Source organism: Microbulbifer agarilyticus (assembly GCF_001999945.1).
Classification (GTDB): Bacteria; Pseudomonadota; Gammaproteobacteria; order Pseudomonadales; family Cellvibrionaceae; genus Microbulbifer; species Microbulbifer agarilyticus_A.
In genome coordinates this window covers 3,669,371-3,695,685 of the sequence record NZ_CP019650.1, presented here as the reverse complement: position 1 = coordinate 3,695,685, position 26,315 = coordinate 3,669,371, and the positions used below count along the sequence as shown (strand labels likewise).

The following is a 26,315-nucleotide window of genomic DNA, read 5'->3' as shown; positions in this document are numbered from 1 at the left end:
ACCAAATAAAAACGCCGGCATTGCCGGCGTTTTTTATATACGGCGAAAATCGAGCGTTAATGTGAAGTGTTGGTAAACGCGTTACACACCATCACATCAATATCCAGAGAGCCGATAACACGCTCAGCGGTATTACCACGCAGCAGTGAGCCGGTTTCGCCGTACTGGTTCAGCGTACCCATAACCACCAATTCAGCGTTGATCTCTTTGGCGATCTCCGCAACCACTTCGTTGGTATAGCCCTGCTTCACGTGAATACGGTCAGTTGGTACGCCGGTTTTACTCGCCAGCTTGGCCAGGGCGCCGCGGTCTGGGTACAGCATGGAATCCAGGAACGCGTTCACCAGGTGCAGCTCGGCACCGTATACCTCGGCAATGTAGCTGGCGCGCTCGGTGATCTGGCGGTTCAGCTGGCGCTGCTGGGTGGTCTGCGCCTGGTAGTTTACGGTGGCCAGTACCACTTTGCGGCGGTCCTGCGCACCTGGACGGATCAATACCACAGGGCACTTGGCCTGCTTCAGTACCTGCCACTTGGACTCGGCGAAGGTGAAGCGGCTGCTGCTGCGCGCGTGCACCGGCAGGTAGATCATTTCCGCGTTGCAGCGCTTGGATTCCTGAATGATGGCCGCCTGCCAGTCGCTGGACCAGCATACGGTGATGTCGAACTCCACACCGGCCTCTTCAATCGGCTTGCGAATCTGGTCGCGAAACCAGAATTCGTCGCGGAACAGGTGATCATTCACCGCGCGGGTGTCTACGGCTTCGCCGTCAACGGCAACGAATACGGCCAGTTTGGGCTGCGGGTTGCGCTCGCGGGCGGTCGCCAGGGCGCGATCGAGGGCTACGTGGCGTTCATCGTTGGGGTCAACCACCACGAATACTACGGGTTTGTCCTGCATGTTCACTCCTACAAATTTGGAAATCTGGTCCCTAAGTTCTCTCTCTGCGCAGTGTTTGTTCTTCTCCGGCGCAGATTCACCGCCCAATGTTTTTGTTAGCTCTTTGTGCTTGTAGACGGCCCCTAGAACGGGGAGTCAAGACTATCACCGACCGTCGATTTTTTCATCTACGCCCCGCCCCGGGAGGATGAATCTGGGGGGCAGCGGAGTACATTAGGCTTATGTGATGACCGTTCTATAACGACGGAGGGAAGATAATGAGAAAAATGACCAGTTTGGCGGCCTTTATTTCAGCGGCGGCCCTGACTATGAGCGGATGTACCGACAGCGACGTCGAATCCGTACAGAGCGCTTCTGATGCCGCTCCGGCCGCACAGAATGTAGCCAAGGCGGAGCCGGCCAGCGACAAGAGCGCGGCCACCGATCCGTTCTGGAACAACGCGACCATCTATTTCATGCTGCCGGACCGTTTCCACAACGGTAACCCGGACAACGACCTGTCCTACAGCCGTAAAGGCGATGCCGCCCATCTGCGCGGTTTCCACGGTGGTGACCTGCGCGGTGTAATCCAGAAGCTGGAAGAGGGTTACTTCACCGACTTGGGTGTCGATGCCATCTGGATGTCTCCGATCATCGAGAACGTGCACGGCTACGACGAGGGTGACAAGCGCACCTACGCGTTCCACGGCTACTGGCCGAAGGACTGGACCACCGTAGATGCCAACTTCGGTACCGAAGAAGAGCTGGCCGAGCTGATCGCCAAAGCGCGCAGCAAAGGTGTGCGCATCTTTATGGATGTGATCATCAACCACACCGGCCCGGTGACCAGCGAAGATCCGCTGTGGCCTTCCGACTGGGTACGTACCAACCCGCAGTGTGATTGGAGCAGCTTTGCCCAGAACGTTACCTGTGCACTGACCGACAACCTCCCAGATATTCTGACCGAGAGCGAAGAGCCGGTCGACCTGCCACCGCAGCTCACCGAAAAGTGGCAGCGCGAAGGTCGCCTGGATCAGGAAGTGGCTGAGCTGGATGCCTTCTTTGATCGCACTGGCTATCCGCGTGCGCCCAAGTACTACATCGTTAAATGGTTGACCGACTGGGTGCGTGAATACGGTGTGGCTGGCTTCCGTGTAGATACCGTAAAGCACGTTGAGCCCGAGATCTGGAACGTACTGAAGAAAGAAGCGAGCTTGGCGCTGGCTGAGTGGAAGGAAACCAATCCAGAAAACAAACTGGACGATCGTGAATTCTTCATGGTCGGTGAGGTTTTCCATTTCGGCGTAAATAATTTCGCCAACAGTGAAGGTCGTTACTACAACTTCGGTGATCGTAAGGTCGATTTCTTCAACCACGGTTTCGATAGCCTGATCAACATGGGCTTCGCCGCTCACGCCTCCCAGGATATGGAAAGTATCTTCAGTGGCTACTCCAGCACTCTGCACGGTGGTGAGCTGGATGGTGTTGCCGTGTTGAACTATCTGGGTTCCCACGATGATCACCACTCGTTTGACCGCGAGCGCAAGCAGGTGAAAAGCGCTGCGCTGAAACTGATGCTCGCGCCAGGTGGCGCACAGATTTACTACGGTGATGAAATCGCTCGGCCGATGATTGATGAGCAGGCTTACGGCGACGCATCCATGCGGGTACCGATGGACTGGAACAGCATTCAACAGAGTGAAACCAGCGAAATCCTGAGCCACTGGAAAAAGCTCGGTCAGTTCCGTCAGTCGCATTTGGCGGTGGGTGCAGGTGTGCACAAAAAGCTGAACGAAGCCCCTTATATTTTCTCACGTACGCTGGCACACAATGGTGGCGAGAGTGATCGCGTGATGGTTGCTATCGATATGCCGGCCGGTGCGAAGAGCGTAAAAGCTGCTGACGTATTTGCCGAAGGCGCAGTGGTAAAAGATTACTACTCTGGCAGTGAAGCCGTTGTCGAAAATGGTGAGCTGAAATTTGATACCGCATTCGATATTTTATTGTTGGGCGAAAGTCAAACCAGCCAGGTGAGTGCGCGTTAATATTTGAGTAAAAAGTTTTCGAAGATGTATTTCGAGTCCACATTTATCCTTGTGTGACCCAACCCTCTCTTTCTCGTCGAAAGGTTTGCCGGTATCAGTATTCTGATATCGGCTTTTTTTTGCCTGTAATTTCTGCAATTTGTTCGCGTTTTAGCAAATTTTGGCGGGGGTGACGACTACGCCCCGGGGGGGAGGAGGAAAGGCTCTGTAAAAAGGGAGTAACGTAAACACTCGCCCCAAAACAGGGCGTAAAAAACATGCTGAGAGGTCGTCAGCAAAATAATAAAAACCGCGTGCAAAAGCATGACGGTTGTCCGGATAAAAATAACTCCCGGAGCACAGCGATGATTTCTATCCCGAGTACAGCCGGAGTGCCACACTCCGTTGCTAGCGTTTGTCTGCGTGTTTTTTTCGCGCTGGCATTGCTTTTCCCGTTGAGCGCGAGCGCGCAAACCTGGTCTGAAGCCTGGTTCCGCGGCACCCCGAATAACTGGGGTACCACGGCCATGGAATACGATGCAGGAGAAGGTGTCTGGTTCACAGAGCAGACCTTTGATGCCGCGAACCCGCGTTTTAAAATCAGCCACTATCAGAACTGGGACGAAGCGTACCCAGATAATGATTATCAGGTTACCAATGGCCGCTATCGCATCACTTTCAATGATGCCAGTAAAGCGATCACCGTAACCGAGGTGGTCGAGCAGCAGCCGGAGAACTCGCCCGCGAGTATTTGCTTCGACAATCCGCAAAACTATGCCGACCCGCATATCTATTTCTGGAACCCGCAGCCGGGTGGTAGTGTGAATAATTTGCCGGGTTGGCCTGGCAATGCGATGACGGCTTCCGGTGAGTACTTCTGTTACGACTTTACACCCCACCTGAATGGCGGTGTGATGCCGGAATCACTGAGCGTTATTTTTAATAACAACGGTGCACCGCAAACCACAGACCTCACCTACGATGGCAACCCCTGCTACGTCCAGAACCAGTGGATGACTGCAGATGCCTGTGGGCTCGATTCAGAGCCGGTCGTCGATCTGCCGCCTACCACGCGTCCATTGTTGGAACAGCCGCTGAATTTCCCGATTACCGGTAATGTCACCGGCGGTAGTTACCGTTTCGAAATCGCCTACCCGAATCTTCAGGGTCAGTTTATGTCCCCGGTGATGGTGATTTCCGATGGCATTAACGATTCCATGTACGTGGTGGATAAATCTGGTTCCATTTTCATTTTCCCGAACCGGGAAAATGTGGCGCCCGCCGAAGTGAACACCCTGTTGAACATCGACAATGAGGTGCGCAACTACCACGAGCAGGGCCTGCTTAGCATGGCGTTTGACCCCAACTACGCCAGCAATGGGTATATTTATATTTACTACATCCACGGCACCGACGATAACGAACGCGCCCCGGATGGTAGCTACGGCGACGCGATCCTCGCACGCTGGACAGTAGATAACCCCAGCAACCCGACTCAGGTGGTTGCCAACTCCAATGTGGAAATCCTGCGTATCCCGCAGCGTGGCCCGGACCATAAAGGTGGCATGATGCAGTTCCACCCCGAGGACAATAATCTTTACCTCGGTGTTGGTGACGGTGCCTACGGCCACAGTGCCACCATGAGTTACCCGGAAGATCCGCGTACCAATAACGGTGCACAGGAAACCGATAACCTTCTCGGTGCCTTCATTCGCATCAAGCCACTGGCACAGCCGGTGGATGGAAAGTACTACGAAATCCCCGCAGATAACCCGTTTGTCGGCGTGCCCGGATTCCGCGAAGAAATCTGGTCTTACGGCCACCGCAACCCATGGCGCTGGAGCTTCGATACCGAGGCGCCGTACACCATGTGGGAAACCGAAGTCGGCCAGGCGGGCTTCGAAGAAGTTAACCTGATTGAAAAAGGGAAGAACTACGGCTGGCCGGTATGTGAAGGCACCAACAACCGTGGTGACCTTGGCGGCGACCCGGCGAAAAACTGTAGCACTGATTTCGAGCCGCCGCGCGATGGTTACGCTCACCCCACCGGTTACTCCATTATCGGCGGCGTGGTGTATCGCGGAAATTCGTTGCCAGGCCTGAGTGGTCGGTTTGTCTTCGGGGACTACGTTACCAAGCGCATCTGGTCGATTGTCGACGGCGAAGCCAAGGAATTAATCAGCGAAGCTTTCCCGGAAAATATCGCCTCGTTTGGCACCGATCTGAGTGGTGAGACATTGTTGGTCTCCACATACGGTGTGGAGTACGGCGGTCAATCGACGATCTACAAAGTCGTCGATGACGATGCGCAAAGCGCGGTGATCCCGGCAACACTTTCTGCAACCGGTTTGTTCGCCGATGTGCAAAACCTGGTGCCGGTTACTGGCGTACTGGAATACGATCTGAACACCGATGGCTGGTTTGACGGCTCCGATACCCGTCACTTTATTGCCCTGCCGAACGACAGCCAGATCACGTTCGACGGTACCAATAACTGGGACCTGCCGATCGGCTCGGTACTGGTAAAACACCAGAGTATTGCTACCGCAGGTAACCCAGCCAAGCCATTTACCACGTCTGTGTTGTTCCGACAGGACACCGGTAATTGGCAGGCTGCAAACTATTACTGGAACAGCGACGGTAGCGACGCTGATCTGGTTACTGAATCACTCACAGTGATGGACGGCGGTATTGAGAACCGTCAGAGGGCCGTGCAGTCTGCCGCCGACTGCGGATCCTGCCACATCGGAAGTGGCAGTCGCGAGCCCCTGGCGGTACATACTCGCCAGCTGAACAAAAACTTCCAGTACGGCGAAGGTGCAGAAACCATCGCTAACCAGCTGGATGTGTTCAACAACATCGCACTGTTTACGCAAAACATTGGTGGTGCCGATACCCATGGCAGCTTTGTTGATGCGGAAGATACCAGTGCCGATCTGGACGAGCGTGCGCGTACCTATCTGGACACCAACTGTTCGCACTGTCATGCCAGCGGATTTATGGATCTGCAATACGATACGCCACTGGGCGAGATGCGCCTGGTGAACGTAGAGACCACTGGTGGTGCCGCACGCCTGCGTCCGTTCGATCACGCCAGCAGTCTGGTCTACATCTATCAGACCACCGATAACAACCGCATGCCGAAGGGCACCCTGTACACCAACCCGGTGGCAGAGGCTCTGTTCCGTAATTGGATCGACAGTGTCAACGCGCAGCAGGTTGGTATCGTGGTGAACGCTGATGACAATCGCCTTAATGCGGGCGATGCATTGAGTGTCGATGTTCTGGCGCTGTACGACAACGGCTTTACCGTACCGGTGGATGTTGCTCCGAGTGTGACTTCAAGCAATTCGTCCATCGTAGCGGTCGAGTCGGTGAACCAAAGCGCTATCGTGTTGCGTGCTGGCACTACCGAAAATGGCACCGCGACGATTACCGTGCAGCAGGGTGGATTTACCGAAACTCTGAACGTCGAAGTCACGGGTATTGAAGTCAGCATTACCAAGCTGGAAATCGCCCCGGGCAATGTCGCCCTTGATAGCAGTCGCCAGCTGGTTGCCTACGGCGTACGTGCCGACGGTACGCGCGCAAATGTATTCGGGCAGGTTGCATGGTCTGTGACCAGCGGCCCGGCGACGATTGATCAAAGTGGCCTGGTTACCCGTAATGCACAGGGCGCGGTTACGGTGCAAGCCGTGTTGGGTGAGTTCACCGCAACGGCCACTCTGGAAGAAGGCTTCAATGGTATTGCTGTCCGTTACGACAACCCGGAAGGATGGGAGCAGGTATTTGTCCACCTCTGGGTGACCGTGAATGGCCAGGACCAGGGGCTTACTCAATGGCCCGGGCTGTTGATGTCGGGCCCCGATGCGGAAGGTTGGTGGAGCCATTCAGTAGACGAAGCTGATCTGGAAAATGGTGAAGTCAATCTGGTGTTTAACAGCGGCAACGGTCAGCAGACCGGTGACCAGCGCAACATCAATGAGTCCTCCAGTTTTGTCGGCGGTGCCTGGGAACCGTGGGTTCCCGAAGCGCCAGTGGGCGGTGACACCTCACGAGTGTCAGTGATTGGTGGTACCACGGCCGATGGCGAGCGGGATTATGCAATCGGCAGTGTGATTACCGTGAACGCAGATGCGGCTCCTTTGGGCACCGAATTCGGTGGCTGGAGTGGCGATGCGGCGCCCTATATCGTGGGTGATCCATCGCAGCCTCAGGTGCAACTGCTGATTCCGCAGCACGACCTGTCGCTGGTTGCACTCTTCCCGAGCAGCAACAACGACTACGAGGCCGGGCAGAATTTCTACGCGGCCCAGTGTGCAAACTGTCACGGCGATCAGGGGCAGGGCGATGTAGCACCGGCTCTGGCAGGTACCGGCAGCAATTGGGATCTCAATGTACTCACGCAGTACATCGAAGACTTCATGCCGATGGACGCCACCGCCAGTTGTGCGGGCGATCAGCCTGGTGCCTGTGCCTATGAAACGGCTCGCCTGATCGTGGACGAAGCCTGGAGCACGAGTAGTTGTTCCGGCAACGACTGCGATGGCAGTAACCTCGATGCGCGTAACATGCGTCTGCTGACCCGTGAGGAATACCTCAACAGTGTCAGCGACGTCTTCGGTATCGCTTTCGATGAGTCTGTGATGGGGCCGGTGCCGGCAGACGGCTTGTTCCGCAACTTCGACACCGCCTCCTTCCTCACAGCCGGCAACGACCGCACCCTGGGGTACGAGCAGGTTTCCGAGCAGGTTGCCGACATGGCGGTTTCCCAGTTCGGCTTCAACAGCTTGATTGATGGCTGTGGCGATAACCGATGTGTGGTCGACACACTTGGCTTCCGCCTGTTCCGTCGTCCGCTGACGACTCAGGAAATCGATCGTTACACCGGCTTGTACACCAGTGAGGACGATGGCCGTCTGGTAGTTCAGGCCATGCTGATGTCGCCGTACTTTATGTACCGTTCCGAGTTGGGTGAACTGGATGGTGCGACCGGGTTGTACCGCCTGAACAACTACGAAATCGCGACCTTGCTTTCCTACACATTCTGGGTAACCACACCAGACGACACCCTGTTGCTGGCTGCGAGCGATGCAAACTTTGATGTAGCCGCGCAGGTAGACCGTCTGCTGGCAGACCCACGTGCGGAACGCGGGCTGCGCCGCTTTATCTCCGGTTGGCTGATCAACAATCAGTATCCATTCCCGGCGATTAGCAGTGCGGATCTGATTTCGGCATTCAAAGAAGAGACGGTAGGCTTCGTGCTGGACAATATTCGCGGCAACAACGCATTCAGTGAGTTGCTCTCCGCGAATTACACCTGGGCGAACGGTGAACTGGCCGCGCACTATGGGTTGGAAAATACCAATGGTGACTGGTCTATTCGCAACTTCCCTAACGGTGATGCGCGCAGTGGCACTGGCCTGCTGGGTCACGGCAGCTTCCTCGCTTCCCGTACCAGCACCGTAAACCCAGCGCCGATCAAGCGTGGTGTTTACGTGCGCGAGGTGCTGATGTGTCAGGAATTCCCGCCACCTGCGGCCGCCGACTTCAACGTGGTGTTTGAAGACAGCGACAGCAACCGGGAAGCCACTGCACGGCATACCTCGGATCCGGCCTGTGCTGCCTGTCACCAGTTTATTGACGGTGTTGGCTTCGGCTTCGAGCGTTTCGGTAGTGATGCCCTGTATCGCACCATCGAAACCATCGGTACCGGTGAGCAGCGCGAAATTGACGATAGCGGCAGCATCAAGAGCCTGTACAGCGCGGCTACGGTGCTAGACCCCGCGAGCGAAAGCTACGACTTCTACTCCGTACCGGAGCTGGCATCACTGATCGCCAGCAGTGATCAGGGCGAAGCCTGCTTTGCGCGTCAGTTCTACCGCTACGTGGTCGGACGCGAAGAGGGCACAAGTGATGACCTGATCATCCACGCGGTCAGTGAAGACCTGCGCAATGGCGGTGGCATGCGCGACATGTTGCGTACGCTGGTTCTGTCTGACGCCTTCACTCTGCGTCGCTAAATTCGGGAGATAACAACAATGAAACTGCTGAATAAACTTGGTTTTGCTTCCGTAAAGGAATCCACCAGTCAGTCGCGCCGCAAGTTCCTGCGCAACCTGGCACAGGCCGGCATGCTGTTGCCTGTGGCTGGCAGCATGCTCGGGCAGCGGGTATTTGCGAATACGGGCTCTGCGCAGCGCGTACTGTTCCTCTACTATCCCAACGGTGTGGTGCCCTACAACTGGGTGCCACAACAGGGCCCGGGCGCCATTAGTGGTAGCCAGGAGCTGAGCTTTGGCTTGGGGCCGCTGTCTTCCTGGCACGATCGCATGATCGTGCTGCAGAACATGACGCTGGATATCGGTAGCGGTGCCGGAGCCCACTACAACGATATGCGCGGCATTCTTACCGGTAACAATGAAATCAGCCGCGAAAGCGCCAGTATCGATCACTTGATTGCGGAGCAGTTGGGCAGCGAGGGTGTATTGAGCCTCGGCGTACGCACCGGCGGCCGCTCCGACATCATGATCTCCAAGCCGCGCGGTTACGATAGCGGCGCCCGCCCGATTCCGAATAACGACCCGGCGGATGCCGCGCAGAAACTTGCCGTGGGTATTAGCGGTGGCGGCAGTAGTTCCGGTGGCAGTAGCTCTGGCGGCAGCAGCGGCGACAAGCAGGCCTATTACGAAGCGATTCTCAACGACTTCGATGGCCTTGCGGAAGTCACTCTCGATAGCGCCCGCCGCGACAAACTCACACTGCATGAAAATGCACTGAAGCGTTTGCGGGATCTCGCCGGCAATCAGGTAGGCGAGTGCAGCTTCAACACCAATGTGATGAGCGACCCGTATGCCAGTTCCTCGGGCCAGCTAACGCCCAACGAATGGCAAATGTTCCCGCACTTGGCGCGCGCGCAAATCGATAACATTGTGGGTGCGTTCTCCTGTGGCCTGAACCGGGTCGCCACCCTGCAGCTCTCTAAAGGGGATGAGAACGGCAATCTGGTGAACTATTCGTTCGACGAGTGCTGGCAAATGTCACAGGACGCCATTAGCCAGGGTATTCAACACAGTAATGGTAGTGGTACCGTTGGTTCCATTACCCGCTGGTACAACGAATTTGCCAGCCACAGTGCCTCGCATCGCCCGGGTGATGTGCCGCACACCGCACAGGTGCGCTGGTATCACAGTCTGCTCGCCTACACCTTGCAGCAGCTCGAAAACAGCGGCTTGCTGGATGACACCCTGGTGGTGATGTTCTCAGAAGTTGGCGATGGCTCGAAGCACGGTGGTGCAGCCGGTGCGGTAACCCTCGCCGGTGGTGCCGGTGGCGCCCTGCAAATGGGCCGTATCATCAATTGTGGTGACGGGGTCAACAACGGTCAGCGCATTTATGGCACGCATCAGTTGTTTGGCGATGTGGCCCGCTATATGGGTGCGACCAATTTGCCGGAAAGCCACTGGTCTGGTGGGGTTGTGTAACCGCCTCAATCAGTCCAACACAAAAAAAGCCCCGAATATTCGGGGCTTTTTTTATTTGCTTAGAAGAAATGCTGTCGCGAACTACTGCTGCGCGGAAGGCATGTTTTCCAATGCGCTTTTCAGTTCGGTCAGTTTCTCTTTCACGCGTGCCGCGTTGTCCGGCCCAATGCGGATCATCAGCTTGTGCAGGCCGGGCATCTTTTCCATTTTCTCGTCTTCGAATTTGTAATACACCGTGGGACGGATCAGTTTAATCGGGCCGTCGACTTCCGGTGCGGCCATTGCCTGATCGATGGCGGCGAGCAGTGCCGCATGGAAGTTTTTGTTTTTAAGGCCGAGTTCACCATACGCCTGCTTCAGGCGTGGGTACCAGAACTGATACAGGTTTACCGCGGTGTCGGTATCCACCATGGCGAACAGGCGCACCGGTGCGTCGTAGCGCTGGTAGTTTTCCTGCGACAGTACATACACCTTTTGTCCGTCCGGGCGGATTTCCAATTCTTTTACTGCAATTTTACCGTCCACGTTTTTAAACGGACGGTTCTTGTGCATCAGGTCGCCCTTCGTTGCCGTGTTTACGGCGGCTACCCATTTGCGCACCACTTCATCGGGCACAATCCAGCGGGCGAGTGTGCCGTCGGCCGAGAGGCTCACGAGATCGTTGGCGGCCTCTTTGTCGCTATCGTTTAGCGCGGGCAGTTTGCGCGGTTCTTCCTTGGGCGGGGTGGGTTCCGGCGCGGGTGGGATTACGGGTTCTGGCTCTTCCAGTTCTACTTTGGGCTGAACTTCGGGTGCCGCCTCGGGCACGGCCACCGGTGTTTCGGGGCGGTGGGCTTCTTTAATTACAAACCAGTAAATACCGGCAATGACTGCCACGGCCACCAGTACGGCAACCAGCCACTCTTTGGTTCCACCCATATCACCATCCTCCCTTAAAACGCTGCGCACCAAATTTGGCGCCCCAAAAATCAGTGTAAACCACTGACTGTGAAGTCTGAGACAGTATCAGGTTGGAAAGGTTTCGGATACGGGTGTGTGTGGCTGATAGCGACTACGGACGAGAAGAAGGTACGGGGCGCGCAGAGGCGCCCCGAGACATTAAAAGCGCTAGAGGTCAGTGCTCGAGCTTGAGGATTTGACCGGATAGCTGAGGCGCAGTCAGGGCGGCGGAAGCGCTGAGGTCGTCGGCAACCACCAGTTCCGCAGTACCTTCTTGTAACTGGTTGGTAAGGGTGTACTTACCCGGAGCCAGTTGCCACTGCTTGATCAGGTCAGACGGCAGAGCCAGGTTCACCGCGCTGTCGCTACCGGCGAAGTTAGCAACCACCAGCAGGCGATCATCACCGGCCCAACGGGCAAAGCTGTACAGCTTGTCGGAGTAGTTTTCACCCTGCTCACGGTTGTAGCGGTGCAGGTCCTGGTACTCACCGGAGAGGGCGTCGCTCTGGCTGCTGAAGGTCAGTAGGGTGCGGTAGAAGTCGCGCAGGGACTGTTCGCCTTCGGCCAGTTGCTCACTGTTGAACTGGCCATCGTTGTGCCAGCGACGGATGCTGGGTACAGACCAGTAGTCGAAGATGGTGGTACGGCTGGTTTTGCCGAAGCCCGCGTCGCCGTCGCCCGGCTCGCCCAGTTCCTGACCGAAGTAAATCAGCGTCGGCGCACCGCTCACGGTAGCGGAAACTACCATGGCGGGGATGCCTGCCTGCGGGTTGCCGGCAAATTCCGGCGAGGCAATGCGCTGCTCGTCGTGGTTTTCCATAAAGCGCAGCATATTGGCTTCAATACCGCTCAGGCTTTCCTGAATCTCCACCAGCGGATCGGTGCCGGCCTTGCCTTCCATTACCGCACGAATGGCATCGTAGGTGCCTACCTTGTCATACAGGTAGTCCATCTTGCCCAGGTGGATGTAATCCCGGTACAGCTTGGGCTGGTAGATTTCCGCCAGCAGCAGCGCGTCGGCTTTCTGCATTTTGATGCTGGAGTTCAGGTAGCTCCAGAACTCCACCGGCACCATGCCGGACATGTCATAGCGGAAACCGTCGACGCCGAAGGCGAGCCAGTAATCGGTGATCTGGCGGAACTTCTTCCAGCTATCCGGAATTTCTTGTTCCGCCCAGAAAGCCGCGTGCGCACGGAAATCTTTCTCGGCATAGCCTGCTGGCAGTTGCGCGAAATCGTAGCTGCCGTCCGGGCGCACACCGAAGTTGATCTTCACGGTTTCGTACCAGTCGCCCTGCTCAGGTTGCGGGGCGCGGCTGCCGTTGCCGGTCCACTTGGCCGGTACTTCTTCAAACGTGCCATCGACCAGATCGTGGGTTTCACCGTTAAGCGGCTGGTAGCCGTCGGTGGCCACCGGTACCTGGAAAGGCTCGCCGGGCACATAGTAGAAATTGTTGTCGCGCGCGTAGGCTACGCTGCTGTCGTCGTCCGCACCGAAGTCGATAACACCTTCCGGCTTGTCCAGAGACTGGTAATTACGCGCAACGTGGTTGGGTACGATATCAATGATGACCTTGAGGCCAGCGGCGTGAGAGCGTTCCAGTAGCGCTTTGAATTCTTCCAGGCGCTTGCTCGGGTCGTTGGCGAGGTCCGGGTTTACCGAGTAGTAATCCTTGATCGCGTAGGGGGAGCCGGCACGGCCTTTCACCACATCCGGGTCGTCATTGGCGATGCCGAATTCGGTGTAGTCGCGGACCACCGCGTGGTGCAGTGCACCGGTGTACCAGATGTAGTCCGCACCCAGATCGCGAATTTCTTCCAGCGCCTTGGGAGTGAAGTCGCTGAACTTGCCCACGCCATTTTCTTCAATGGTGCCCCAAGGTTTGTTGGTGGCATTGGTGTTTCCGAACAGGCGAGTCATCACCTGATAGATTACCGGCTTGCCGGACATAGCTTCTACCGGTGCTTCTATCGTAGCTTCTGGCGCAACCTCAGTGCTGGACTGGGTTTGAGCGCTTTCTACTTCTTCCATTTTGGCACCGCAGCCACTCAGAGTGGCCGCTGCGACGGAAGAGGCGAGTACGAGCTGAATAAATTTTTTCATCTTCTCTCTATTCGCTTTTTTGTTTACTGGGCAACCGACAGTGACTGGCTTGCGCCACTCCACGGGAACTTCACGTGCAGGGTCTTTTCACGCTTGTTGTACCAGGCGGTGTTCTCGGTCAAATCTTTTTCCCGCTTCACCAGGGCAATGGTCTGGTCGCCCTGTTGGATGGCAGCGGGCAGGGTTACGTTGTGCAGTACCAGCTCTACATTGCGGCTTTCTGGAGCGCCGGTGTAGCCGTCACCTTCACGGGTAAATGTGAAGTCGATACCGGCTTCGTTGCGCTCGCCACTGAACAGCAGTTTTTCGTACTGGCCCTTGGCGAAGGCATCGGCGGTCTCACCATCGTCTTCGTATACGGTGCCGGAGGACTGTTGCACTGACTCGTGCGCGTAGTAGTCCAGGCGCAGGTATTCGCTGGTGTATTCCTGGGTATTTTTCATATCCGCCACAGTGGGGATGAACGCACCGGCGCGCACCAGTACCGGGATGGTTTCCAGGCTCACCTTGATCTCAGCCTTGTCGCCGCCGTACTGATTGTCGTTCCAGTAGTCGAACCAGATTCCGCCCGGCAGTTCTACGGATACCTTGCGGGTATCTTCCATCACCGGCGCCACCAGGAAGTCGTTACCCCACAGGTAGGCACTTTTGTTGTCCATCAGCTCGAGATTGTTTTCGTTCTCGAAGAACAGAGGGCGCATCAGTGGCATACCGGTCTGGCTGTTTTCAAACGCCAGGGTGTAGTTGTACGGCAGCAGGCGGTAACGCAGCTTGATAAAATCGCGGGTAATCCGGCGGGTCTTGCGGTCGTGGAATACCGGCTCCGGCGCAATTTTTTCCTGCGCGTGTGGGCGGTATACCGGCTGGAAGGTGCCGTACTGCAGCCAGCGAATATACGGGGTGCGCTCAAAGCGCTCGCCATCGGCAAAGCCACCCAGGTCGGAATGGGTGTAGGCAAAACCGAGCAGGCCCATTTGCAGGGACAGCTCAACCTGCGGCTGCAGGCCGCCCCAGCCACGGGACACGTCGCCGGTCCACGGAATCATGCCGTAGCGTTGGGAGCCCGGGAAACCGGCGCGCATCATAATGAAGGGGCGCTCGTCCGGGTTGTTGGCTTTTTCGTTTTCGAACAGCATCTGCGCCCAGCGGTGGCCGAAGGCGTTGTGGATTTCATCGGCCATGCCGATCGCGTGCACGGTGTCTGACGGGTGTACTTCTGGTTCGCCCAGATCGCCCCACCAGCCAGAAACGCCCTGTGCTTTCAGGTCTTGGTAGATATTCCAGAACCAATCGCGGCCGTCTTCGGAGAAGACGTCGATCAGGCCGGTGTTGCCGAAGTAAAAGTCAAACTGCTTGGGCTTGCCGGCGAGGTTCTTCGCCAGTGCATTGCTGGCAACCGCCTCATCCCAACGTTCAGAGGTGGAGAGAACAAACGGCTCGGTAACCAGAATGGTTTTAATGCCCTGTTCTTTCAGCTCCGCCATCATCTCGACCGGCTGCGGGAAGTTTTCTTTGTCCCACGCCAGGTTGCCCATGTGGCCTTTGATGTCTGGGCCAAACCAGAACAGGTCGAGTACCAGCGCGTCTACCGGAAAATCTTCGTCGCGGAAGGCTTGAATCGTTTCACGTACTTCCTGCTCTGAGCGGTAACCGAAGCGCGAGGCGAAGTTGCCCAGCGCCCAGCGCGGCGGCATTGGCTGGCGGCCGGTAACGTCCACGTAGTTTTCGATCAGCTTGGGGTAGTTTTCACCCGCCACCACGATGTAGGCGCTACGCCCACCCACGGCTTCAAACTGCATGACGCTTTCTTCGCTGGCGCCGAGGTCCATGGTGCCGGTGGCGCTGTTGTCGAACAGCAGTACGTATTTGTTGCTGCTCATCACCGCCGGCATGGAGAAGTACATCTGCTCGGATTCGGTGGAGTAGCCGTAATGCGCCTTGTTGTACAGCGGCAGACGATGGCCGCGGCGGTCCATACCCAGTACGCGCTGGCCGCCACCAATCAGTTTCTCATCGTCGGTCAAGTTAAAGCGGAAGCCGCGCATGGTCTGGTTGGCGAAGAAACCGTGCTCTTCACTCAGCAGTGGCTTGCCGTTGTGCAGGTATTCGATCGCAAACGGCGACTTGTGAATCACCGCGGTGATGTCGCCAAGGGAATAACGCAGCGCTTCGGTGGAAACATTCAGTTCCGCCTGCACATCTTGCTGCAGTTGCTGGTGTGCGCGTGCGAAGGAGGGCAGCTGCTTCATGCCCTCGCGCTGGTAGTGCACTTCCAGTGCGCCAGAGTTGAGCGGGGTCAGTGTTACCTGGCTGTCGGTGGTTTCGATAACCAGCTTGTCATCGAACAGCTTGTGTTCCTGATAGCTGCGCGCGGTATCCGCAAATGCTGGTTGCAGGGCGGCGGCCAGCGCTGTTGTCAAAACAGTTTTCAGGCCGAGTTTTTGGAGCAGCCTTGTGGACTTTTTACTTTTCACTACTTTCATCGTCGCGTTCACTTGTATTTTTGATTCAATACTGTCGTTTTTTAGAATATTTCGGCAACCAGTACATCGCTCGGGGCGAGTACCAGTTCCTGCAGCGATTGTGATTCGCCGCTGGTGATGTCGGTGGCAGTGGCTTTATCGCCAAGAACTTCCGCCATGTGCGCAACCGGCAATTCGCGCGCGCGGTCGCTCTTGTTGATGGCTACCATCACCGTCTCATTTTCGTCATAGCGGAAGTACACATAGAGCCCGTCGATGGGGGCAAAGTGCTTGAGCTTGCCGCTGTGGATTACGTCCTTTTGCTTGCGCCAGTTAAACAGGGTGCGGACATACTGCTGGGCTTCGCGCTGTTTACGGCTCAGCTTTTTACCGGTAAACGCGTTGATCTTGTCGCCCGCCCAGCCACCGGGGAAATCACTGCGTACCACGCCGTCGTCGCGGTGCTTGGGGCTTTTTGCGAGGATTTCATCGCCGTAATAGAACTGCGGGATGCCGCGCATGGTGGCGATATAGGCCACCGCCATGCGGAACTTGCCCATGTCTTCATCCAGCTGGCTATACATGCGGCTCATGTCGTGGTTGCCGGCAAGGATGACCAGATTGTTGGGGTCGGGGTAGAGCACGTCATTCGCCAGAGATTCGTACAGGGTGACGAGGCCGGTGCTCCAGGTTTCCGGTTTTTCCAGCCCATCGCGCAGGCCATAGAGCAAGGGGAAATCCATCATGCTCGGCACGTGGGATACATAACCGTTGCGGTTTTTATTGCCCGCCTGCCAGTAGGCTACCAAGGCCGCCTGTCGGGTCCACTCTTCACCAACGATGTTGAGCTTGGGGTACTCACGCATCAGGCGCGCGGACCAATCGGTAAGAAAGTCCGCGTCGGAATACGCATAGGTGTCTACACGAATACCGGACAGGTCCGCATATTCCACCCACCAGATCGCGTTCTGGATCAGGTAGTTGGCCATGCGCGGGTTGCGCTGGTTGGGGTCCGGCATGGTGTCCACAAACCAGCCATCGGTGAACAGCTGGTGGTCCTTGTGGCTGGCATAGGGGTCCATGTGCACGGTGCGCGCATGGTTGGTGTATTCGTATTCGCCTTTGGCGACGCCCTTGCCGTTTAGCCAGTCGTCCGCCGGCAGGTCGTCGAGCCACCAGTGCCCGTCGCCAATATGGTTGGGCACCATGTCCTGGATAACGCCAATACCCTTCTCCTTGGCTGCCGCCACAAACGTGCGGAAGCTGGCGTTGCTGCCATAGCGGGAGTCGATGCGATAGAGGTCTGTTGCCGAGTAGCCGTGGTAGGAGTATTGCGGCTGGTCATTCTCGATCAGCGGGTTCGGCCAGATCTGGGTGAAGCCCATGTCGGCGATGTAGTCGAGGTGCGCCTGCATACCGGCAATGTCACCACCGTGGCGGCCGTTCGGGTCGGCGCGGTTGGCTTCTTCTTTGGTATCCGCGGTGTTGTCGTTACTGGGGTCGCCGTTGGCGAAGCGGTCCGGTGTAATCAGGTAGATGGTGTCGCTGGAGTCGAAGCCCTGGCGTTCGGCGGAGCCGGCGCGGCGCTGCTTCAGCTCATAGCTCAGCGCCTGCTGCCAGTCGTCCTTGCGCAGTTGAATCTGCAGGGTGCCGGGCTTGGCATCGGCGGATACCGACAAGTTGATAAACAGGTAATTCGGATTCTGTTCGCGCTCGGTACCGATCACGGTTACGCCCGGGTAGTCGAGGCTGACTTCCGCACCGGCGAGGTCGCTGCCGTGCAGCATCAGCTGCAGGCTCGGCTCGGCCATATTCGCCCACCAGAACGGCGGTTCGGCACGCTCCAGCTGCGGTGTTGATGTGAGGTCGCTCGCGGCGGCAATTGCTGTGGGCGCGATTCCCATGGAGGGAACCGATACGAGAGTGGATGTCAGCGCAAACATCAGGCTGGCGGCCAGGCGGCGAGTGGGCTTGGACATGGCGGGCACCTGTAGAAATTCAGTCGGGCCGTCTCAAGGCGCCTCTCGTTAAAGAGTTCGCTGAGACTTTCCGGTTATTTTCTCTATTGTGCCCAAGGGCTGCACCCTTGTTATCCCCCTCTGGTGAGGGGGAGAAAGACGTTAATTCGTGCCCCTAAAAGAACCGATACAGAACCCCTGTAGAACCCATATTTGTGGCGGATAATCACCCCTCAGATGGTCATTTCATCTGCCCGAGCGCCTCGCCAAAGACACGGTTGGCCATGCAGATATCCCCGTGCCCCGCGGGGTGCAGGCTTGAATGCCTATGCCCCCCGTGAATTGCCTCGGCCAGCAGGCGTGCGGTGGCCTCATTGGGTACTGGCCCGAGCCCGCTTGCCGCGGTGTTGTTATGCTGAATCGGCAGTTTACGCCCCTCGTGTACGGTGCCCCAGATGGCAATATCCTTGATCTTCTCCGGAGCGATTGTCACCGGGTTGTCCGCAAGAACGGTGAAGTTCGCGAGTTTTCCCGGCACGATACTGCCAACTCTCTCTTCGAGGCGCAGGGAGTAGGCCGCGTCCAGCGTGACCGCCTTGAGTGCGCCCATGCGGCTGGCGCGCTGGTCCGGCCCCGCCACCCGGCCAGAAACGGTCTTGCGGTTGACGGCACTGTGCATCAAGAACAGGGGTTGGGCCGGGGCCATGGGCATATCCGAGTGGAAGGAGTAGGAGATACCGGCGCGTTCGATATCGCCGATGCGCACCATGTTGTCCGCCCGCTCCGCCCCAAGGCCGACCTTGGAATACTTATCCCCGAGCATGACCAGGTAGTAGGGGTTGCCGCTGAAAATGGCGCCGAGCTTTTTCGCCCTGTCGATCTGATCTTTTTCCGATACGGCAATGTGAACCAGCACCGTCCGGTGGTCATGCCGGGGCTTGCGCCGCATATTCTCTTCCAGGTTATCCAGCACCAAATCGAGGCCGGCGTCACCATTCACGTGGATGTGGATCTGGTAGTCCGCGTCCCAGTAGGTCCGGAATGCCTTGGAGAAGCTCTCCGGTTGCATGATCCACTCGCCGTGGTGGCCATCCAGATAGGGTTCGCGCAGTTGCATCAGCTGGGAATAGACCGCGCCGTCGGCAAACAGCTTGATCTGGTTGGGGGTGATACTGGTCATGCCTTCGCCCCAGCTCAGGGTCTTCTTGACCTCGGCGACGGCATTGTCCGGAAAGGCTTCAAAAATCGAGCGGCCATCGGGAATAAAGTAATAGCGGAACGGAGAATCCGGCGGCGACAGCACTGCGTTTTCCGCGGCCTGTAACTCCTTCGAATAGAGGCCACCGGGCTCTGAGGCGAGGGTGACACCGTTGGTGTGCATATATTGCTGGGTCAGCTCCAATCCCTTGTGGAATTTCTGCGGGGTGGTGATGGCAGACAGCAATTGGGGTGCCCAGGCAAACATGCCGCTTTCCCAAAAGTGCCCTTTGGCCAGGTCGGTTTGTTTTTGTGCGGCCTCTGGCAATGCATCAATAAATGCCTGGTCGATGCCCAGTTTCTCCAGCGCCTTGGTATTCATAAACGTTTCGTGCCAGGAGCGATGGATCACCACAATCGGCCGCGTGGTACTCACTTTATCCAGCAGTTCTTTGGATAGCTCGCCATGAAACAGCTGGTGGAAGCCCCAGGAAAATAACACCGCGTTGGGATCTTTCAGTTTTGCGTTGGCTTCCTTCAGGCGCGCGCGATATTCCTGTTGGTTATTCGCCGCGGGAATGGTGCCGTAGGGCATCTGCCAGGTTTCGATGGCAATAATTTCTGACGACATGGTAAGTGCCGTCAGCATCGGGTGATCGTGCTGCGCAATTAATCCCGGTACCAATACTTTGTCGGCAAAGGTGCGATCCACGGTAAATTTTTGATCGCCCGCAGCGGCTCTTAGTTCCGCCAGTGAACCTGTCGCCACAACACGGTCCCCAATCACTGCTACTGCCGTGACATTCGGTTTATTCGGCGAAAGCGTGACAATTTCTTTCGCCACAAAAATCGTAGCGGGCTCGGGTGGCGATGCGGCCTCGGCAATGGACTGCAAACTCACGCTCTGAGCCAGTGCGAACTTTGCCAGCAGCAAAAAAACGCCAACGGCGGCCAATCGAAATAGATTCGTTAGCATCCTTTTCACCCGATTTTTCTCACTCGCGGTTAAATATCTGCTCAAGTTTAGAACGCCTTGCGCATCTGGGTTTTATGTGAGGCTCTTCACGCTTTTTTGCCTGTTTATCCGCCGAAAACCCTGCTGTGCTTGGTGGCCTGGCGCGTATTTCATCCACGCCCCGGACAGGGGGGAGGTCAGCCCCGCCATGAATTCGCAACATGCAAACAGGGTCCGTCTATGGCTCGTATTACCGGATAAAAATAACTCAGGTGAGATGATGAAAATGAACAGAAAAACCCTGGCGGTGGCCGGGTTGCTGCTATTTGCCAGCAGCGCCGCCCACGCCGAGTGGTTCTTACGTGGTACCCATAACAACTGGCAAGCAGACCAGATGACCGATGTCGGCAGTAACACCATGCTGGCGGAAGACGTCGTATTTACCGCTGCCGGTCAATTTAAAATCGACCGCTGGGGTGACTGGAGTGAAAACTACGGCGCCAACCAGCAGCAAAATGGTCCGGACATCACCATTTCTGCCGGTACCTGGGATATCGAGTTCTACACCGATACCAAGGACTACAGCATTCAGCCCGCAGATAATGCCCCGGCCGACACAGATAACGACGGCGTGCCAGACAGCCAGGACCAGTGTGCAAACACGCCTGCCGGTGCCCAGGTAGATGCGAACGGCTGTGAAGTCGTGACAACCCTGCAGCTGCACATTCGCGGTACCCACAACGGCTGGGTAGCCGGTGACTTGCTGAGCGATATCGGTGGTGGCCTGTACAGCGCCTGTCGCAACTTTGCTGCCGGCGACGGTGGCGGCGGCCCGCGTTTTAAAATTGACCCGAATGGCGGCTGGGGCGGCGATGAATTCCCCGCAGCAGATGTATCCGCCAGCGGTTGGACCGAAGTTGTGGTTAACGGCAACAGCCTGAGTATCTCAAGCGTTACCACCGACATGGCTGCCAACTGTGGCACCGGTGTTACTGACACCGATGGCGACGGCGTGGCCGATGGCGCCGACCAGTGCCCCAACACCCCGGCCGGCGCGGTAGTGGATGCCGTTGGTTGTGAAGTGGTTGTGGATTCCGACAACGACGGCGTAGCCGACTCTGCGGACCAGTGCCCCAACACTCCCGCCGGTGCTGAAGTGGACGCCAACGGTTGTGAAATCGTAGTGGACTCTGACGGTGACGGCGTACTCGACGACGTCGACCAGTGCCCCAACACTCCTGCAGGCGCGACCGTAGACGCCAACGGCTGTGAAGTTGTGCCGGGCCTCGAACTGCACCTGCGCGGCACCCACAACAACTGGGTAGCGGGCGACCTGCTGACTCGCGTTGCCGGTACCGACAACTACGAAGCCTGTCGTAACTTCGCTGCCGGTGACGGCAACGGCGGCCCGCGCTTCAAGATCGATCCCGATGGCGGCTGGGGCGGTGACGAATTCCCCGCAGAAGACGTATCCGCCAGTGGCTGGACGCAAATCGTTGTCAACGGTAATACCAGCGCAGTGGTGAGTGTCACTACCGACCTCGGCGAAAACTGTGGCGCAGCCCCGGAAGACACTGATGGCGACGGCGTACCCGACGGCACCGACCAGTGCCCGAACACTCCTGCCGGCACCAACGTGGATGCCACCGGTTGTGAAGTGACGGTAACCCCGCTGAGCGATTTCCGTAACCGCAGCATGTACTTCGTATTTGTGGACCGCTTCCACAATGGCGACACCAGCAATGACGGTGGTAACAACCCCGCCGGTACTTCCGCCAGCAAGCAGGCCGGCGGCCTGTCCGAGTGGAAGAAGTACTGGGGTGGCGACATCCAGGGTCTGATCGACAAGCTGGATTACCTGCAGAACCTCGGTATTACCGCCATCTGGGTAACCCCGCTGAACGACAACATCGACAACACCGGCAGCGATGGCGCTTACCACGGTTACTGGGGTCGCGACTTCTACGCAGTGGACGAGCACATGGGTGACTGGGCGCTGGTAGATCAGCTGGATGCCGAGATGGAAGCCCGTGGCATGAAGCTGGTTCTGGACATCGCCCTGAACCACTCCAACCAGGACGACCAGTACGAGTTCGGTTCCCTGTACAAAGAAGGCACCTTCATTACCGACTTCCTGCAGGATGACGGTACCTGGTACCACCGCAATGGCGCCATCGCCGACTGTGGCGACAGCGACCCGAGCACCCAGTGCTTCGGCGAGTGGGACGACCCCTGGGCCTACACCAACAAGACCCTGTTCAACCTCACCGACTTTAACCACGGTGTAAGCAGCAACAGCGTTGCCGACCAGTACCTGATCGATGCCGCAGTTAAATGGATGCAGCACGGTGTAGATGCCTTCCGTATCGACGCCATCAAGCACATCGAGCCGAGCTTTATCAAACGCTTCAACGATGCTGTGCGTGCGGTTGACCCGGATGTGTACATCTTCGGTGAATGGTACGGCGCAGGCGCTGACGACCCAGTATCCATGGCGTTCCTGAATTCTGCGAACGGCAAATCTGAGTTGTTGGACTTCAATCTGCGCGACAAAATCGAAGCGGCAATCGCCGGTGACACCACCATGACCGAACTCAATACCCACATTGAGTCCCGTCCTGGCGCGATGGGTGGCAACGGCCGTGAAAGCTGGCAGCCGATCTTCCTCGACAACCACGACGCGACCCGTACCAGCGTATTCCTGCAGACCTCTGGTGCTGTGGATAACGGTCGTACCGGTAAAGGCTTCAGCAAGGCACTGGCAGACGCGCGCCAAAACCTGGGTATGGCACTGGTGATGACCCTGCCGGGTATCCCGACCATTTACTACGGTAGTGAGCAGAACTCCACCTGGTTCGACGCCAATGGCGACGGCCAGATCGGTCACGACCCGTATAACCGTGAAGCCATGCCGTCCTTCAGCGAAACCAGCGATGCGTTCCTGATGATCAAGGCACTGGCAGAACTGCGTGCCCAGAGCCCGGCGCTGGCCTCCGGTAGCTACAACGAGCGCTGGGTGAACGGCGACATTCTCGTATTCGAGCGTGTTTCTGGCTCCGACAGCGTGATGGTTGCGGTAAACCGCGGTGGCAGCACCTCCATCAACGTGGGCAGCTTGAACTTGGCCGACGGCCAGTACAACAGCCACACCAGTGGTGATGTGGTCAACGTGAGCGGCGGTTCTGCAGTACTGAACCTCGACGCAAACGAAGTGATCGTCCTGCACTAATCGGCAGTGATTGCGGGTATGTAAATACTCGCAATTAATTGACGTTCTCTCGTCAAAAGAAAAAGGGGCCTGAATATTCAGGCCCCTTTTTTGTGTTCTTTTCGCGTTCCTTAGTGTTGTTTTCCGTGGGTAAAGACCCTGGGAACATCTAGGGTTTGTAATGTCGCCTCATCCGGCAGGCAGTCCTGCTCCATAAACCGCAAGATACCCGGATCGGGTTCGCAAAATAAAATATCGAAACCCAGCCGATCCATACCGTAAATACCACGGTGGATCATATTGGCACTGAACACCAGAAGATCACCGGCGTTCAGGGGCACTGTCTCACCCCGCGACAGCGGTTCATAATTCCTGCGTCCATTCTGTTCCAGCCGTACGTCCAGCTCTTCGCTGCTGTCCCAGTGTCTGTGGCTACGGGGTATCAATTCCAGCCCCGGCTCGTCCTTCAGGGCAATCCGAAAATGCGCCGCTTCAGGCCCATGTAACGCCTGCTGTTGTTCTTCCAGCGAAAGGTGGTATTGCGGGTCGCGATGCCAGTAATTTTTCTGGGATGCATTCACCGGGTCAAAGAACAGCTGCGTATTCAAGAAGACAACATCGTCCCCCATGATCGAAGTCACCAGCTGTATAAGCTTCGCCGAGCCGATAAACCGGAAGAGGGTTTTACGGTCCGGTTCACTCAGGTACTTGGTGCCGGTGAGGTAGGCCGAGTTGATGGCCTTCTCTGCATAGAACTCGGCATTTTCCTGCTTCCAGGCCTGGTGAAAGCGTTCTACCACTGTGCGGAGCTCTTTAATTTCCGCATCAGAGGCAAAGTTTTTGTAAACGCAGTAACCGTTTTCTGTGTAGGAGTCGTCCATAGGCCAGCTTTTACTGTCGCGCAGAATGCGAGATCTGACTTTTGGGAAAGTTATCTGTGCTGATCAATCAAAATCGGATTGCCATCTGGGTCTTCAATCACAATGCTACCGGGGCCAGAGTCACCGGTAGCGTTATCGCTCGCAATTTTGACTCCGCGCTTTACCAGTTCATCACGCAGTGCACGTACATCGGTAAACGTGTCGGTTGCCTGTGCGGATTGGTCCCAGCCGGGATTGAAGGTGAGCATATTCTTGTCGAACATACCCTGAAACAACCCAATGACATGGTCGCCATTTTTCAGAATGGTCCACCCCTGGCCACAGTCGCCACCCATGGATTCAAATCCGAGGTTTTCGTAAAACTTCTTGGATGCCTCGATATCCTTCACGGTGAGGCTAATTGAAAATGCACCTAAATCCATAGCGCGTTCCTTTCTGGTACTGGGGACGGTAGAAGTGAGTTCTTTGGCTGTTAGCTACTGGTATCTGATTCCGAGTTGCCTTCCTGCTCTTGCTCCTGTTCTTGCTTGGCCCGCTCCGCCTTGGAGATATAACGCGGCTTCTTTTTCGGGTTCAGCTTGTCGTTGGCTTTTTTAGCCTTCTTCTTCAGGATCTGTTTGACCTTCTTTCTTCGGTTCATGGTTCGCTGGTGCTCGTACTGCTAAGCGGGGCTAGACTGGGGGTGGCCCGTCACTCGTGACACTCCCTCGCTACAACTGGCGCAATGGGGCATCATAACGTCCCCAGCCCAGCGAACCAACGTATGCTACAGTGCGCGCCCCGTCTAACGGCTCTACTAAGCGCACTACCCTAAGCGCACAACCCATTTAGCGAGCACGCTGTATGAAACCCTGGATTGAACTTGGCACCGCCCAGATCCCCAATAATGGCGGCGTGCTTACCCTGCGTCAGCGGGACCAGGAGTTCTCCATCTCCCTGTCTGGCCCCCGTGGCGAGCTGATGAACAGTCGCCGGTTTAACAGCGAGCAGCAGCTGTCGGTACTGGGTTGTGCACACCTCAACAACAAAAAGAATGCCCGGGTGCTGGTGGGCGGCATGGGTATGGGTTACACCCTGGCGGCAGCGCTGGAAGCGGTGACCGATTCCTCGGAGGTGATCGTCGCCGACCTGATCCCGGAAGTGGTGGAGTGGAACCGTGGGCCACTGGGGGAATGTGCCGGGCGCCCGCTGGATGACAGTCGCGTCGTCGAGCATATCGGCGATGTCGGCGAGCTGCTGGTGAACCGCAGTGGTGAATACGACGCCGTGCTGCTGGATGTAGACAACGGCCCCGAGGGCTTGACTCATTCCGATAACAACTGGCTGTATTCCATTGAGGGCACCAGCAGCATCTACAAAAGCCTGGTGCCGGACGGCGTGCTGGCGGTGTGGTCGGCCTCACCGGATGCGGTGTACGCCAACCGGCTGAAAAAAGCGGGCTATCAGGTCGAGGTTAAAACCGTGCGCGAACGCCCGGGCAAGGGCGCCCGCCACGCGATCTTTCTGGCCAAGAAACCGGCAGGCCAGCGCGGGCGCAAGCGCGGCTGACGAAAGGATTTAGCCGGTTAGTGGGCCTGCTGATCCACCCGCGGCATGGCCCAGCGCACCACACCCGCCACCCAAACAAACCCGATTATCCCGCCAAGGTACACGTTCATCGGGCCGCCCGGCGCAATAAACCCGGAGCGGCCAAACACGGTCACTGTCTCGATTGCCTGCTCCACAAAGAACAACACACTCAAGCCGGTAAGCCAGCGCGGGATAATGGGCTTGCGCCCAAAGCCCAGTGCGATAAATGCCACAGCCATGGTCATGGTGGAGCCGTTTATCAGCGGCCCCCAGTAGGTAGGGATTTGGAACAGGGTGCGCGCGGTCGCCGCATCCAGCCCCTGGGGGTGGAAAGACAGGCCGGCCCAAAACCAGCCCTGCACCTGCGCGGTGATCGCAAAACCGAGCACGCCGGCGAAGAAGATATAGCGCTGGGGTTTCGGCATCACCGCAGCAACCTGCGCGGCAAAGACAGCCAACCCAAGGGAGAAGAAGGCCGCTGTCCAAGCGTAAATACGGGCGTCAGCCCCGTTGTGGGAAAACCACTCGATAACCTCGCGCCCACTGGATTCAATGGTGGGGTAACCACTGCCCAGCACGGCAAAGCCCGCGACATAAAAAGCGCCGGCAGCGAGAATGTTGAGCAGCAGGATGCGCGAGGGTTGCATGCGGATCTC

General features: G+C 57.1%; 15 protein-coding genes. 5 read left to right on the top strand and 10 right to left on the bottom strand.

The genetic code is table 11. The features are described from left to right. Positions 1–56: 56 nt before the first annotated feature. Entirely contained in the window at positions 57–899 is an 843-nt protein-coding gene (locus tag Mag101_RS15370) for a universal stress protein (RefSeq protein ID WP_077407002.1), read from the bottom strand. A 257-nt stretch (positions 900–1,156) separates the two neighbouring features. Here Mag101_RS15370 and Mag101_RS15365 point away from each other — a divergent pair, with 257 nt between their 5' ends. From Mag101_RS15365 to Mag101_RS15355, 3 genes are all read left to right on the top strand, one after another. Continuing rightward, positions 1,157–2,923 (top strand): alpha-amylase family glycosyl hydrolase, encoded by a 1,767-nt coding sequence (locus Mag101_RS15365; protein ID WP_232325051.1) that lies wholly within the window; start codon positions 1,157–1,159, stop codon positions 2,921–2,923. 344 nt (positions 2,924–3,267) lie between these two features. Beyond that, positions 3,268–8,925 (top strand): PQQ-dependent sugar dehydrogenase, encoded by a 5,658-nt coding sequence (locus Mag101_RS15360; protein WP_077406996.1) that lies wholly within the window; start codon positions 3,268–3,270, stop codon positions 8,923–8,925. An 18-nt stretch (positions 8,926–8,943) separates the two neighbouring features. Beyond that, the gene (locus Mag101_RS15355; RefSeq protein ID WP_077406993.1) at positions 8,944–10,386 is read left to right on the top strand and encodes a DUF1552 domain-containing protein; all 1,443 of its coding nucleotides are present in this window, start codon (positions 8,944–8,946) and stop codon (positions 10,384–10,386) included. 81 nt (positions 10,387–10,467) lie between these two features. On the opposite strand, the gene Mag101_RS15350 is transcribed toward Mag101_RS15355, so the two are convergent. The 5 genes from Mag101_RS15350 to Mag101_RS15330 all read right to left on the bottom strand — a co-directional run bounded on the left by Mag101_RS15350 (position 10,468) and on the right by Mag101_RS15330 (position 20,022). After that, positions 10,468–11,304, bottom strand: coding sequence for a DUF3014 domain-containing protein (locus Mag101_RS15350; protein WP_077406991.1), 837 nt, complete (start codon positions 11,302–11,304; stop codon positions 10,468–10,470). A gap of 196 nt (positions 11,305–11,500) precedes the next feature. After that, entirely contained in the window at positions 11,501–13,429 is a 1,929-nt protein-coding gene (locus Mag101_RS15345) for an alpha-amylase family glycosyl hydrolase (RefSeq protein WP_077406988.1), read from the bottom strand. Between the two features lie 23 nt (positions 13,430–13,452). After that, entirely contained in the window at positions 13,453–15,849 is a 2,397-nt protein-coding gene (locus Mag101_RS15340) for a TIM-barrel domain-containing protein (RefSeq protein ID WP_232325050.1), read from the bottom strand. A gap of 104 nt (positions 15,850–15,953) precedes the next feature. Further along, positions 15,954–17,870 (bottom strand): glycoside hydrolase family 13 protein, encoded by a 1,917-nt coding sequence (locus Mag101_RS15335; protein ID WP_077406981.1) that lies wholly within the window; start codon positions 17,868–17,870, stop codon positions 15,954–15,956. 220 nt (positions 17,871–18,090) lie between these two features. Next, positions 18,091–20,022, bottom strand: a complete 1,932-nt coding sequence (locus Mag101_RS15330) for an amidohydrolase (RefSeq protein ID WP_077406977.1) — start codon at positions 20,020–20,022, stop codon at positions 18,091–18,093. Positions 20,023–20,281: 259 nt separating this feature from the next. Here Mag101_RS15330 and Mag101_RS15325 point away from each other — a divergent pair, with 259 nt between their 5' ends. Then, the gene (locus Mag101_RS15325; protein ID WP_157520434.1) at positions 20,282–23,230 is read left to right on the top strand and encodes an alpha-amylase family glycosyl hydrolase; all 2,949 of its coding nucleotides are present in this window, start codon (positions 20,282–20,284) and stop codon (positions 23,228–23,230) included. 110 nt (positions 23,231–23,340) lie between these two features. On the opposite strand, the gene Mag101_RS15320 is transcribed toward Mag101_RS15325, so the two are convergent. The 3 genes from Mag101_RS15320 to Mag101_RS15310 are packed head-to-tail and all read right to left on the bottom strand — an operon-like array spanning position 23,341 to position 24,730. Next, the gene (locus Mag101_RS15320) at positions 23,341–24,090 is read right to left on the bottom strand and encodes a phytanoyl-CoA dioxygenase family protein (RefSeq protein ID WP_077406974.1); all 750 of its coding nucleotides are present in this window, start codon (positions 24,088–24,090) and stop codon (positions 23,341–23,343) included. 50 nt (positions 24,091–24,140) lie between these two features. Next, entirely contained in the window at positions 24,141–24,512 is a 372-nt protein-coding gene (locus tag Mag101_RS15315) for a VOC family protein (RefSeq protein WP_077406971.1), read from the bottom strand. Positions 24,513–24,562: 50 nt separating this feature from the next. After that, on the bottom strand, positions 24,563–24,730 hold the full coding sequence (locus Mag101_RS15310) for a DUF2986 domain-containing protein (RefSeq protein ID WP_077406968.1): 168 nt from the start codon (positions 24,728–24,730) through the stop codon (positions 24,563–24,565). 203 nt (positions 24,731–24,933) lie between these two features. On the opposite strand from Mag101_RS15310, the gene Mag101_RS15305 reads away from it, so the two are divergent. Beyond that, positions 24,934–25,638, top strand: coding sequence for a hypothetical protein (locus Mag101_RS15305; protein ID WP_077406965.1), 705 nt, complete (start codon positions 24,934–24,936; stop codon positions 25,636–25,638). 17 nt (positions 25,639–25,655) lie between these two features. Here Mag101_RS15305 and Mag101_RS15300 read toward each other — a convergent pair whose 3' ends face one another. Beyond that, entirely contained in the window at positions 25,656–26,306 is a 651-nt protein-coding gene (locus tag Mag101_RS15300; protein ID WP_077406962.1) for a hypothetical protein, read from the bottom strand. Between the last annotated feature and the right edge of the window lie 9 nt (positions 26,307–26,315).